Origin of the sequence: Lichenicoccus sp., assembly GCF_965277665.1 — a bacterium.
Lineage (GTDB): Bacteria > Pseudomonadota > Alphaproteobacteria > Acetobacterales > Acetobacteraceae > Lichenicoccus.
Genome location: NZ_OZ255835.1, coordinates 2837698 through 2849679, shown reverse-complemented (window position 1 = coordinate 2849679; position 11982 = coordinate 2837698). Strand labels below are relative to the sequence as shown.

At 69.1% G+C, this 11982-nt stretch carries 15 protein-coding genes; 6 read left to right on the top strand and 9 right to left on the bottom strand.

All coding sequences use genetic code 11. From position 1 onward, the window contains the following. The first annotated feature begins 80 nt into the window (after positions 1-80). Genes mtnK through ACQY4O_RS13225 form a run of 5 tightly spaced genes read left to right on the top strand, consistent with a single transcriptional unit; the run spans position 81 to position 3611 of the window. A complete protein-coding gene (gene mtnK / locus ACQY4O_RS13245; RefSeq protein ID WP_428376830.1) occupies positions 81-1124 on the top strand; it encodes an S-methyl-5-thioribose kinase in 1044 nt (347 codons plus the stop codon). Continuing rightward, positions 1066-1356 carry a hypothetical protein gene (locus tag ACQY4O_RS13240; protein ID WP_428376829.1) on the top strand — a complete coding sequence of 97 codons (291 nt, stop codon included), beginning with the start codon at positions 1066-1068 and terminating at the stop codon, positions 1354-1356. Before mtnK ends, ACQY4O_RS13240 begins: the two co-directional genes overlap by 59 nt. Continuing rightward, positions 1353-2222, top strand: coding sequence for an alpha/beta hydrolase (locus ACQY4O_RS13235; RefSeq protein WP_428376828.1), 870 nt, complete (start codon positions 1353-1355; stop codon positions 2220-2222). Before ACQY4O_RS13240 ends, ACQY4O_RS13235 begins: the two co-directional genes overlap by 4 nt. A gap of 40 nt (positions 2223-2262) precedes the next feature. Further along, entirely contained in the window at positions 2263-2904 is a 642-nt protein-coding gene (locus ACQY4O_RS13230; RefSeq protein WP_428376827.1) for a sigma-70 family RNA polymerase sigma factor, read from the top strand. After that, complete coding sequence (locus ACQY4O_RS13225) at positions 2901-3611, top strand: anti-sigma factor (RefSeq protein WP_428376826.1); 711 nt, start codon at positions 2901-2903, stop codon at positions 3609-3611. The genes ACQY4O_RS13230 and ACQY4O_RS13225 overlap by 4 nt, the downstream gene beginning before the upstream one ends. Positions 3612-3795: 184 nt before the next feature. Here ACQY4O_RS13225 and ureG read toward each other — a convergent pair whose 3' ends face one another. The 8 genes from ureG to ACQY4O_RS13185 all read right to left on the bottom strand — a co-directional run bounded on the left by ureG (position 3796) and on the right by ACQY4O_RS13185 (position 10501). Continuing rightward, complete coding sequence (ureG, locus tag ACQY4O_RS13220; RefSeq protein ID WP_428376825.1) at positions 3796-4446, bottom strand: urease accessory protein UreG; 651 nt, start codon at positions 4444-4446, stop codon at positions 3796-3798. Then, positions 4443-5117 (bottom strand): urease accessory protein UreF, encoded by a 675-nt coding sequence (locus ACQY4O_RS13215; protein ID WP_428376824.1) that lies wholly within the window; start codon positions 5115-5117, stop codon positions 4443-4445. The genes ureG and ACQY4O_RS13215 overlap by 4 nt, the downstream gene beginning before the upstream one ends. Next, positions 5117-5638, bottom strand: a complete 522-nt coding sequence (locus ACQY4O_RS13210; RefSeq protein WP_428376823.1) for an urease accessory protein UreE — start codon at positions 5636-5638, stop codon at positions 5117-5119. Before ACQY4O_RS13210 ends, ACQY4O_RS13215 begins: the two co-directional genes overlap by 1 nt. Positions 5639-5762: 124 nt before the next feature. Further along, positions 5763-7100: a DUF3422 family protein gene (locus ACQY4O_RS13205; RefSeq protein WP_428376822.1), complete on the bottom strand. Its 1338-nt coding sequence runs from the start codon at positions 7098-7100 to the stop codon at positions 5763-5765. Between the two features lie 138 nt (positions 7101-7238). Beyond that, complete coding sequence (ureC, locus tag ACQY4O_RS13200; RefSeq protein ID WP_428376821.1) at positions 7239-8957, bottom strand: urease subunit alpha; 1719 nt, start codon at positions 8955-8957, stop codon at positions 7239-7241. Beyond that, the gene (locus ACQY4O_RS13195) at positions 8957-9310 is read right to left on the bottom strand and encodes an urease subunit beta (protein WP_428376820.1); all 354 of its coding nucleotides are present in this window, start codon (positions 9308-9310) and stop codon (positions 8957-8959) included. The genes ureC and ACQY4O_RS13195 overlap by 1 nt, the downstream gene beginning before the upstream one ends. Beyond that, positions 9294-9596 (bottom strand): urease subunit gamma, encoded by a 303-nt coding sequence (locus tag ACQY4O_RS13190; protein WP_428376819.1) that lies wholly within the window; start codon positions 9594-9596, stop codon positions 9294-9296. Before ACQY4O_RS13190 ends, ACQY4O_RS13195 begins: the two co-directional genes overlap by 17 nt. A 38-nt stretch (positions 9597-9634) precedes the next feature. Then, positions 9635-10501: an urease accessory protein UreD gene (locus ACQY4O_RS13185; protein WP_428376818.1), complete on the bottom strand. Its 867-nt coding sequence runs from the start codon at positions 10499-10501 to the stop codon at positions 9635-9637. 137 nt (positions 10502-10638) lie between these two features. On the opposite strand from ACQY4O_RS13185, the gene ACQY4O_RS13180 reads away from it, so the two are divergent. Further along, entirely contained in the window at positions 10639-11412 is a 774-nt protein-coding gene (locus tag ACQY4O_RS13180; RefSeq protein ID WP_428376817.1) for a class I SAM-dependent DNA methyltransferase, read from the top strand. Here the strand turns inward: ACQY4O_RS13180 and ACQY4O_RS13175 are convergent. Then, positions 11392-11838, bottom strand: coding sequence for an Lrp/AsnC family transcriptional regulator (locus tag ACQY4O_RS13175; RefSeq protein ID WP_428376816.1), 447 nt, complete (start codon positions 11836-11838; stop codon positions 11392-11394). The genes ACQY4O_RS13180 and ACQY4O_RS13175 overlap by 21 nt on opposite strands. Between the last annotated feature and the right edge of the window lie 144 nt (positions 11839-11982).

The following is an 11982-nucleotide window of genomic DNA, read 5'->3' as shown; positions in this document are numbered from 1 at the left end:
TCCGCAGCGACGCGGGACACTGCTGAATGCCGGCCTTCCTGGTCAAGCATCTGGCCGGTCAGGCACGAGGAGCAGGGCGGTTGGCCGGGGCAGGGCGTTATCTCGAACTGGACCAGGAGGGGGTGCGCCGGCATCTCGCCGACCGTCCGGCCCTGGCGGCCAGGCTCGGCGGCGATCCCGGCGGCTGGACCGTGCGCGAGGTCAGCGATGGCAACCTCAACAGCGTGTTCCTGGCCGAGGGTCCGTCCGGCGGCCTTTGCGTCAAGCAGTCGCTGCCGCATGTCCGGGTGGACACGAACTGGAAGCTGCCGCTCGATCGCGCCTTCTTCGAGGCGGCCTACATGCGGGCGGTGGCGCCGCATGTGGGGGCGGCGATGCCAGCCCTGCTCGACTACGACCCCGCCTTGTTCTGTCTCACCATGGAGCGCCTGTCGCCGCACCTGATCCTGCGTCGCGGCCTCATCGCGCGCATCCGCTATCCGCGCATGGCCGCCGATGTCGGCCGCTTTGTCGCGCGCGCCTGTTTCGCGACCTCGGCGCTGGCGCGCCGGTTCGAGGCGGTGATGGACGACATCGCCCTGTTCGCCAGGAACCAGACCCTGACCCGGATCACCGTGGACCTGGTGCTGACCGATCCCTACCGGCTGTCGCCGCGCAACCGCTGGACGGCACCAGGGCTCGATGCGGCGGCGGCGGCGATACGCGACGATGCCGCACTGAAGCATGCCGCGGCGCGCATGGGCGAGCGGTTCCTGGGCCGGCCGCAGGCGCTGCTGCATGGCGACCTGCATGCCGGCTCCGTCATGGTCACCGCGGACGAGACTCGCGTCATCGATGGCGAATTCGCACTGATGGGACCGATCGGCTTCGACCTGGGGCTGTTCGTCGGCAACCTGCTGTTGAGCCTGTTTTCGCAGCCGGGCCATGCCGCCGCCGATCCGGCCTGTGTCACGCGCATCCAAAACTGGATCGCGTTGCAGATCGGCACGGTCTGGCAGGTGTTCGAAACGGAGTTCCGCAGGCTGTGGGACGCAAATGCCGTCCGAGCGGGCCCAGGCGCAGGAGATGTTCTCCCCCGCGGCGCTGCTGGACGATCCCGCGCAGCGGGCGGCGGTGCAGGATGACTGGATCGCCGGCATCTTCGACGACATGCTCGGATTTGCCGGCATGGAAATGATCCGCCGCATCCTCGGCTTCGCGCACGTCCTGGATCTCGAATCGATCGCCTCGGACGCGGTGCGCGCCCGGTGCGAATTGGCAGCGCTTGCCTTCGCGCGACGGCTGCTGCTGGAGCGGCCCGCACTCGGCGGGATCGCATCCCTCCTGGGGCAGATCCATCGAGGCGTCTCCTGGTGAGGCGGCGCTCGGTGTTCGGCGCGCCGCTGCTGCTGGCCCCCGCCTGCCTGCCGATGGCCGCCTGCTCGCCGGCCAATGTGCTGAATGCGCTGGCGCCGTCAGGTCCGGTGGCGCGCTCGATCCCGTACGGAATCGGTCTTCGCCGATCGCTCGATGTCTATGCGCCGACGGCAGGGCGCGGACCGTATCGGGTCGTGCTGTTCCTCTATGGCGGCTCGTGGGACAGCGGCGACAAGCGGAACTACCGCTTCGTCGGCGCGGCGCTGGCGGCGCTCGGCTTCGTCGTGGTGATCCCGGATTACCGGCTCTACCCCGAGGTGCGCTACCCGGACTTCCTGCTGGACTGCGCGCAGGCGCTGCTCTGGACACGCCGGCACGCGCACGAGTTCGGCGGCGATGGCCGGCCGCCCGTCGTCGCCGGCCATTCCGCCGGCGCCTACAACGCGGCCATGCTGACGCTCGATCCGCGCTGGCTGCGGCGGTTCGGGCTGCAGCCGCGGCAGGACCTCGGCGGGCTGGTCGGCATCGCCGGACCCTATGACTTCCTGCCGCTGGACACGGCCAGGTTGCGCGACATCTTCGCGCCGGCCGCGCCACTGGCTTCGAGCCAGCCGATCATGCACGTCAACGGACCGGCGCCGGCCGTGCTGCTGCTGGCCGGAACCGCCGACCGCACGGTGCGCCCCGGCAATACGATCCGGCTGGCGGCGGCGCTGCGCGCGCATGGTGTGCCGGTGCAGCAGCGGCTCTATGCGGGCGTCGATCACTACGAGATCATCGGCGCGTTCGCGGCGCCTCTGCGCTTCCTGGCGCCGACGCTTCGGGACATGGTGGATTTCATGCAGTCGGTCGCCGCAACCGGGTAAAGCACCACATCCGATTGCAGTACTGGCCCGTATTCCCGGCATGAGTGTCGCGCTCGCCATATCGCCAAACGTTTATAAAACGTCTAGGCTGCGTTATATCGCAAAGAGGCGGGCGTCCTTCTGCATGGCCTATGCTACGACTGAGAATGAAGGCGACCCGATCGCTGAGTTGCTGGCGCGTTGTGCTGCGGGTGACCGTGGTGCCTTTCGTTCCCTCTACGACCTGCAATCGGCGCGGCTGTACGGGATCGCACTGCGCCTGACCCGGCAGCCGGCATTGGCCGCGGATGCGGTGCATGATGCGTTCCTGCAGGTCTGGCAACGGTCTTCCCGCTTCGATCCGGCGCGCGGCCATGCCGAAGCGTGGCTCGCGGGATTGTTGCGCTATCGCGCCATCGACCTGCTGCGCCGGCGCGGCCGGGAGGATTATGGATTGGAGCCGGCCGAGGAAGCCGACCATGATCCCGACCCGCTCGACCGACTCGCGGCCAGCGAGGAGGCCGAGGCGCTGCGTCGCTGCCTGGAGGAACTCGACGAACAACAGCGCCGGGTGGTGCTGCTCGCGTTCGTCGATGGTCTGAGCCACTCGGAACTCGCAACGTCGCTGAAATCGCCGCTGGGAACCGTGAAGTCCTGGGTCCGACGTGCCCTGATCGGACTGCGAAGGTGTCTTGAAACATGAGCGGCGCCGTCTCCGATCCGGCCGAGGACGCCAACCTGCTGGCCGCCGAGTATGTGCTTGGGACCCTGTGCGGCGCCGAGCGGGCGACCGTGGAGCGCGAGGCGTTGCAGGATCCGGGGCTGCGCGCCGCGATCGCCTGGTGGGAAGCCAGGCTGGCGCCGCTGGCAGCACTCGTGGCCGCGGTGCCGGCACCGGCGGCGCTGTGGCCGCGCATCCAGGCCAGTGCCTGGGGCACCGCAGCACCTCCGGTGACGCTGTTCACGTCGGCTGCAGACGCGCCGCCCCAGGTGCTGAGCTTCTGGCGCGCGACCACGGCGGTGGGTTTCGCGCTGGCTGCCGCGATCGCCGGGATTGCAGTGTTCCGGCCGGAGCCCCCGGTGCCCGTGCCGCCGCAGGTGACCGCGCTGGTGCCGCTGAACCAGCAGGCCCCGGTGTTCCTGGCCAGTGTGGCGGCCGATGGCAGCCTGTCGGTGCGGCCGCTGACGACCGTGAGTGTCGCTCCCGACCGCGATCTCGAGCTCTGGCTGCTGAAGGACGGCGAGAAGGCACCGACGCCGCTCGGACTGCTGCCGGCGTCCGGCGCGCATCTGGCGGTCGGCACGCTCAGCGGGCACGGACCGGGCAAGATCCTGGTCAGCCTGGAACCACGCGGCGGGTCGAAGACCGGCCTGCCGACCGGTCCGGTGCTCTATGGCGGCGGGATCTGATCCGGACAGAGCCTGTTTGAAAACGCCTGCTGCTGGCGATCCGACACGCCATTCCTGCGCGCCGCTGCTCACGGCCCCACTTTTCAAGCATGGGCGGCCGCTGCGCTGCTGTGCTCTCAAAGTCGCGCCGGGCGCGGCTCTATGAGCCGCTCTCATCCAGCATCAGGCGTTTTGAAACAGGCTTTCAGGATTTTGTTCGGGGGGCTTCGGTCTGGGGCGGCAGGCCGCCCGTGCGCTCGATGAAGCCGGCGATCTTGTCGACGCCACGGTCGGTGCGAATGTTGGAAAAGACGAACGGTCGCGTGCCGCGCATCAGGCGCGCGTCGCGGTCCATGACCGCGAGGCTGGCGCCGACATGCGGGGCGAGGTCGATTTTGTTGATGACCAGCAGGTCGCTGCGCGTGATGCCGGGGCCGCCCTTGCGCGGGATCTTGTCGCCGGCCGAGACGTCGATGACATAGATGGTGAGATCGGCGAGTTCCGGACTGAAGGTGGCGGCAAGGTTGTCGCCGCCGCTTTCGATCAGCACCAGGTCGAGGTCCGGGAAGCGCCGGCAGAGGGTCGCGACGCCGCCGAGATTGAGACTGGCATCTTCGCGTATGGCGGTATGCGGGCAGCCGCCGGTCTCGATGCCGAGGATGCGCCCCGGTTCCAGCGAGCCGGCCCGGGTCAGGAATTCGGCATCCTCGCGCGTATAGATGTCGTTGGTGATTGCGGCGATCTCGTAGCGGTCGCGCAAGCGCCGGCACAGCGCGTCCATCAGCGCGGTCTTGCCGCTGCCGACCGGGCCGCCGATGCCGACCCGCAACGGTCCGTTCGGCTTTGCGTCGTTCATGTCCTGAACAGCCTTGTCCTCTGGGTTTCGTGCCGCATGGCCGCGATATCCGACAGCAGGCAGCAGCCGCCGACATCGTCCAAATCGGCCCCGGCGCTGCGCCGGGTCATCTCGAGCAGGACCGGTTCCAGGGCAGCGAGGCAACGCAGGCCGTCGGTCTGGCCGAGCGGCACCAGCCGCACCGCGGCCGACACCAGGTTGGCGACCGAGGCATGGCCGGCCGCGAGGCAGGCGGCGGCCTCGTCGAGGCCGGCTGCATGCAGTACGGCGCCCATCACCACCGGCAGCGGCCAGCACGCCTCCGGCCCGGCAGCGACGATCGCATCAGGCAGGACGTTCCACGGACCGATCGCCCGGATGAAGGCCGCACCCAACGCCTGCGTCTCCTCCTGGCGCTCGCGCGACGCACTGCAGGCGGACCCGAAGGCGGCGAGCGCCTGCAGCGCCGGGGCGGTATCGGCGCGCCAGGCCTGCCGGAGCAGCACCGCATCGGTCCACAAGCTGCCATGCAGCAGCAGGGCGCCGAGCCAGTCCACCACGTCCGCCGCGGTGCGGACGGCTCCGGTCTCCACCGCCCATTCGAGGCCGTGGCTGTAGGCAAACGCGCCGGTCGGAAAGCTCGGTGACAGCCAGGTGAGCAGCCGCGGCAGCAGCTCCGCTCGCGGCGCCATCAAGCACCGTGATGGTGGTGCGCCGGGGCGTCGGTCGCATACGCCCCGGTCTCCGGATCGAACGGCGCCTCGATCGCCGCCACCGCGCCGCCCAGCCTGCGGACCATGTCAGCGATCACATGGTCGTCGCGGATGAGCAGGCGATCGGCCTGCAGCGCGGTCGGCAGGTGGCGGTTGCCGAGGTGCCAGGCGATGCGCATCAGGCCCGGCGCATCCGGCGCCGTGATCTGCAGGAGATGCTCCGGCGCCGCCTCGATGCGGATGATGCCGCCCTCGTCGAGCAGCAGGCCGTCGCCGTGCCGCAGATGACGGGTGTGGGCGAGGTCGAGCAGGATGTCGTGTCCGGACACGGTGCGCAGCAGGATGCGGCGGCGATGGCGCTGGTCGTGGTCGGCGACGATGTGGCCGGTCTCGAGTGCCGTGTCCCAGCTTCCCGCATCGACGACGGATCGCGCGCGTGGGACGGCGATGCTCTCCGATGGATCGGCCGGGTTCATGAACAGTACGGTAAGGCAGCGCACCGGACAGCGCAAACATCCGGGCCAGCGCTGCTCTCAGGGCCTGTTTGAAAACGCCTGATGCTGGATGAGAGCGGGCTGGAGGCCCGCGTCGGATCGCCGGCAGCAGGCGTTTGCAAACTGGCTCTCAGCTTTCGCGGGCGGCCTTGCGACGGTGGTGCCGCAGCGCGAGTGCTGTGAGCACCAGCACGAAGGGAATGCTGGCGGCCATCACCAGGTCGACCTCGATCGGCAGTCCGGCTCTGCTGCCGCCCTTGGCGAGATATCCGACCAGTCCCACGATGTAGTAGGTGATCGCCGCGATCGACAGGCCCTCGACGGTTTCCTGCAGCCGCAACTGCAGCTTGGCGCGGCGATCCATCGAGGCGAGCACGTCCTGGGTCTGCGCCTCGCGGGTGATGTCGACACGGGTGGACAGCAGCTGGGTCACCCGCGTCAGCCGCTGCGACAGGGATTCCTGGCTCGCGGCCGAGGACCGGCAGGTCTCCATCGCCGGCAGGAACCGGCGCTCGAGGAATTCGCGGAAGGTCTGCAGCCCGGCCAGGCGCTCCTCGCGCAGCTCGGTGATGCGGCTGTCGACCAGCGCCTCGTAGGCGACGCTGGCGCTGAACCGGTAGTGGTTGCGCGACTGCTCGCTTTCCATTTCCGCTTCCAGCCGGGTCAGCCGGTCGAACAGCAGCGCCTCGTCGGGGGCCTTCGCCTCCACCAGCAGCCGCGTCACCTCGGCGAGTTCGCGCTCGCGCGCGGCGAGGAACGGGGCCAGGACGTGGGCCATCGGCAGCGCCAGCAAGGCGAGGATCCGGTAGGTGTCGATCTCGAGCAGCCGCTGCACGGTGCGTCCGGCCTGGCGCGGGGTCATGCCGTGGTCCATCACCAGGAGCCGGCTGAACCCGTCCGCCCGGATGCGGAAATCGGTGAAAGCAAAGGCGGCGCCATCGGCGATCGAGGCGCCGACCAGCGCGTTGCCGTCGAAGAACTGCGTCGCGATGCGTTCCGGCTCCGGCCAGTCCCCGTCCGAGTGCTGCAGCAGCACGTTGGCCGCCGTGATCAACTGCCCGGGCAGCGCTGCCAGCCACTCGGGGGGCACCGCCTGCAGGGCAGGCTCCTCGAAACTCTCGGGCTGTCGGCCATCCTCGACGATGAACACCAGGCGCAGGAATTCGGTGTGCCGCTCGCACTTGATGCGGAATGGCCCGAAATTGGCGCTGTAATGATTGGCGGTATCGGGCGCCGGATCGACGCCATATCGTCCGGCCAGCTCCTGCACCCGACGCCAGACGTCGGCGCGCTGCTCGCCTTCCGCGAACACGGCAAGGTAGCTCAGCTTCAGCGGCGCCTCGAGGATCTCCGAGGGCCGGGCGTGCACCTCGTCATTCAGCACCAGCCGCTGCGGATGATCGCGCGGCAGGATGTGGGCGATGCCCCGCGCCGGAGGTGTCAGGATAGCCCGGCCGTCATCGCGCATATCCAATCTCTCCGGCCGGTCCGCGTGCTTACCGCATGCCGCAAGACCCGACACGGACATTCGCCCACTGCCGCGATGTAAAGCCGAGAAGGTTTTTACAAAAGCTTGTCAAGACCTCGAACCTCCTCCAGCGCTTACTCAGAAGAGGAAGTAGCGTTGCGCCATCGGGAGGATCTCTGCCGGCTCGCAGGTCAGCAGCACGCCGTCCGCGCGGACCTCGTAGGTCTCCGGATCGACCTCGATCGTTGGCATCGCGTCGTTGTGGATCATGCTGGCCTTGCCGATGCCGCCGCGGTTGTTGCGCACCGCAGAGAGGTGCCTCCGCAAGCCCAACGACTGGCCGATGCCGTCCGCCAGTGCCGCCTGCGAGACGAAGGTGATGCAGGTGGCGGCCAGCGCGCCGCCCAGTGCCCCGAACATCTGCCGTCCGTGCACCGGCTGCGGCGTCGGGATCGAGGCGTTCGGATCGCCCATCATCGCCCAGGCGATCGCGCCGCCCTTGAGCACCAGGTCGGGCTTCACCCCGAAGAACATCGGGTTCCAGACGACAAGATCCGCCAGCTTGCCGACCTCGACGGAGCCGACCTCGTGCGCCAGCCCGTGCGCGATCGCCGGGTTGATGGTGTATTTCGCGACATAGCGCTTGGCACGCATGTTGTCGGCCCCCGCTTCGCCAGAGCCGTCGCCCGCGAGCGTGCCGCGCTGCGCCTTCATCTTGTGCGCGGTCTGCCAGGTGCGGATGATCACCTCGCCGACCCGGCCCATCGCCTGGCTGTCCGACGAGATCATCGAGAGCACGCCCATGTCGTGGAAGATGTCCTCGGCGGCGATGGTCTCGCGGCGGATGCGGCTCTCCGCAAAGGCGATATCCTCTGGGATCGAGCCGTCCAGGTGATGGCAGACCATCAGCATGTCGAGATGCTCGTCGAGCGTGTTCACGGTGAACGGCCGCGTCGGGTTGGTCGAGCTCGGCAGCACGTTCGGCAGCCCGGCGACGCGGATGATGTCGGGCGCGTGGCCGCCGCCGGCGCCCTCGGTATGGAAGGCGTGGATGGTGCGGCCGGCGAACGCCGCGATGGTGTCCTCGACGAAGCCGCTCTCGTTGAGCGTGTCGGTGTGGATCATCACCTGCACGTCCATGCGGTCGGCCACCGACAGGCAGCAATCGATCGCAGCCGGGGTGGTGCCCCAGTCCTCGTGCAGCTTCAGGCAGGAGGCGCCGGCGCGCACCATCTCCTCGAGTGCTGCCGGACGCGACGCGTTGCCCTTGCCGGCAAACGCGAGATTGACCGGCAGCGCCTCCGCCGCCTGCAGCATGCGGGCCAAATGCCACGGCCCCGGCGTGCAGGTGGTGGCCGCGGTACCGGCGGCGGGACCGGTGCCGCCGCCGACCATGGTGGTGATGCCCGACGCCAGCGCCTCCTCGACCTGCTGCGGGCAGATGAAGTGGATGTGGCTGTCGATGCCGCCGGCGGTGACGATCTTGCCCTCGCCGGCGATGATCTCGGTGCCGGGTCCGATGATGATGTCGACGCCGCTCTGGGTGTCCGGATTGCCGGCCTTGCCGATGCCGGCGATGCGGCCGCGGGCGAGCCCGATATCGGCCTTCACAACGCCCCAGTGATCGAGGATCAGCGCGTTGGTGATGACGGTATCGACCGCGCCCTCGGCGTTGCTGCGCTGCGACTGTCCCATGCCGTCGCGTATGGTCTTGCCGCCGCCGAACTTGACCTCCTCGCCGTAGGTGGTGAGGTCGCGCTCGACCTTGATCAGCAGACCGGTATCGGCGAGCCGCACGCGGTCGCCGGTGGTGGGGCCATACATGTCGGCATAGGCGCCTCTTGGCAGCCGGGCCATCAGTAGAGCGCTCCCATCACCCGGCCCTGGAAGCCGACCACCTCGCGTGCGCCGCCGAACGGGATCAGGGTGACGCTGCGGCTCTGGCCGGGCTCGAAACGCACCGCGCCGCCGGACGGCACGTCGAGGCGGCGTCCGCGGGCTGCGGTCCGGTCGAAGGCAAGCGCCGCGTTGGTTTCGGCGAAATGATAATGGCTGCCGACCTGGATCGGGCGGTCGCCGGTATTGACCACCACCAGTGCGAGCGTGTCGGCGCCGTCATTGAGCGTGATTTCGCCCGCCAGCGTCAGGACCTCGCCCGGCACCGCACCCGGCGCAAGTGCTTCCGAAGGCGCCCTAGCGGATCGGGTCATGCACCGTCACCAGCTTGGTGCCGTCCGGGAAGGTCGCCTCGACCTGCACGTCGGGGATCATTTCGGCAACACCCTGCATGACCTGCTCCCGGGTGAGGACGGTGCCCCCGGCCTCCATCAGGTCGGCGACGCTGTGACCGTCGCGGGCGCCCTCGACCACGAAATCGCTGATCAGGGCGACGGCTTCCGGGTGGTTCAGCTTGACGCCGCGTTCGAGCCGGCGCCGCGCCACCTGTGCCGCCATCGCGATCAGCAGCTTGTCCTTTTCACGCGGCGTCAGGTTCATCCCGGTCTCCCGTATAGTCCTGCTTCAGGTGGCCCGCTTCAGGTGCGCCAGACCTGCGGCGGTGCGCGTCCATCCCGCAGGAGCGTCAGGACATGCAGCAAGCAGGCCATCTGCGGGGCAGCCTCCCGCGCCAGGCTGCGGATGACAAGCATGCCGTCCCAGGCCGAGGCGCCGGCCTCGATGTCAGGCGCCGCCTCGAGCAGGGCGCGCGCAGCCTCCAGCCGCGCGGCGGCATCGGGTGCCACCAGCACCACCGTCGCCATCGCCGTCGCCCCGCTTCCGGTAGCAGCATGGCGCAGGCGCTCGTCGGCATCGCCGTGCAGGCGCAGCGCATCGACCAGGATCGGCCGGCCGTCGCGCTCGATCTCGATCCTGTCGTCCAGCGTGAGCCGTCGCGTGGTCTCGCCGGAACCGCGCCGGCCGAGCACGCGGCTCTCGGCGAGCAGCAGCGTCGCGGTCGGATGCATGCAAACGCGCAGGCGACGCGACAGGGCGGCGCCGTCGAACAGGATGGTCTCCTGCGGCAGCCATTCGAGCCTGGCACCTTGTTCGAGCTGCAGGTCGGTGTCCACCCGGGCCGCGTCATCCGCGTGCCGCGCCCGGTAGCAGCGCTCCGCCGCCTGGCTCGTGACCAGCACCTGGGTGCCGGTGCCGCAGGTGATCGAGCAGGACAGCCGGTCGCCGGCCGCGATGCCGCCCGAGATATTGACGAGCACAGCCTCCAGCGGGGCCGCCGGCGGCCGGCGCGGGAACAGCAGCTTGAGGCAACCCTGCTGCCTGAGGCCGGTCAGCCGTGAGGCACCTTCGCGGCATCCGACCTGCAGGCGAAGATCGGCCCGCGACCGCTGCAGCCGCGGCTCGGTGACGAGTGGCCCGCGGGACGAACTATTTGATAATGGATGCACGCGGTTCCTTCATGCGACGTCGTCCTGGACATGCAACCCGCGAGCTGCAATGCCCGTCGCTACGATACCACCACGATTACCTTGCACTGGGCGACGGACTGCGGCACCGGCGCTGCCTGACTAAGGAAATGCGGATCATGCCCTCTGCTGTGCCCTCGCGGAGTGCCAGGGCGATAAGCCTTCGCCGCCGCATCGCCGATCATCCTGCTTTCATCCTGCCGCGCGACTTCACGTTGTTCCTGCGCGGCGCGCGCACGGACAACGCCATCAAGCTGGCGCGGGCCTCGATGGGCGCCCGAGCCGCGTTCGAGGCAGCCTACACGAGCTCCGCCGACCCATGGTCTTCGGCTGCCCCGCGCTACCGGTACCAGAGCCGCAAGTATGACCAGATCATCGCGCTGCTGCCCGACCGTCATTTCGGCAATGTGCTCGACCTGGGCTGCGGCATCGGTCTGCTGTCGCGCCGGCTGGCCCAGCGGGCGAACCACGTGCTCGGGCTCGATGTGGCCGCCGCCGCGCTGGTGCATGCGCGGCGCTTGACCTCGGATCTCGGGAATGTCGGTTTCGATCAGGGCGACATCCTCGATCTGCCGACAGCACTCGATGGATGTTTCGACCTCGTCGTCATCGCGGACACGCTCTACTATCTCGACCCGCTGACCGACGAGATGCTGAAGGCGCTCAGCACCAGGATGGCGGCGTTGCTCAGGCCCGGCGGCGTCTGCGTGCTCGCCAACCATTTCTTTTTCTCGGCGGACGCCGAGTCCCGGGTGTCGCGCCGCATCCACGACGCCTTCACCTGGTCGCCGAGCTTCACGGTAATCCGGCAGCACCGGCGTGCCTTCTTCCTGGTGTCGCTGCTCTCGGGTCCGCCGTTGCATCATCAGTCTCTAGCGCACCAGCCGGGTTGACAGGATCATCATCGAGTTGGTGCGCTCGACGCCTTCGAGACTGCCGATCCGGTCGATCAGGCGGTCGATCTCCGCGATCGAGACCGTCTCGACCATCGCAATCAGGTCGAAGCCGCCACTGACTGCATGCAGTTCGCGGACCGCCTCGAGCCGGCGCAGGGCCGCCTCGACCGCCGCCGCCTGCTTCGGGGCGACCGCGATCATCACGTGGGCGCGCGTCGCGGCATGCTCGGCTTCCCGGCCCGATCCGATCCGGCCGCGGCCGATACGCGTCGTGTAGCCGAGAATGATGCCGGCCGCCTCGAGCCGCTCGATGCGGCTCTGGACCGTCGTGCGGGACAGGCCGACACGGCGGGCCAGGACCGCCGTCGGCAGGCGGGCATCCGCCGCGAGCAGGGCCAGCAGGGTGCGGTCCGTCGCGTCCATCCGGGATAGGGTCGCCTCTGCCTGCAATCTGCCGACGCTTTTAGGCAATCTGCCGAGGCCGGCGCCAGCCTCTCGTCGGTCCGGCGCTTGTCACGTCATGGACCTGCCGTGCAGCATCCGGCCTCCTCTCGACAGCATGACAGG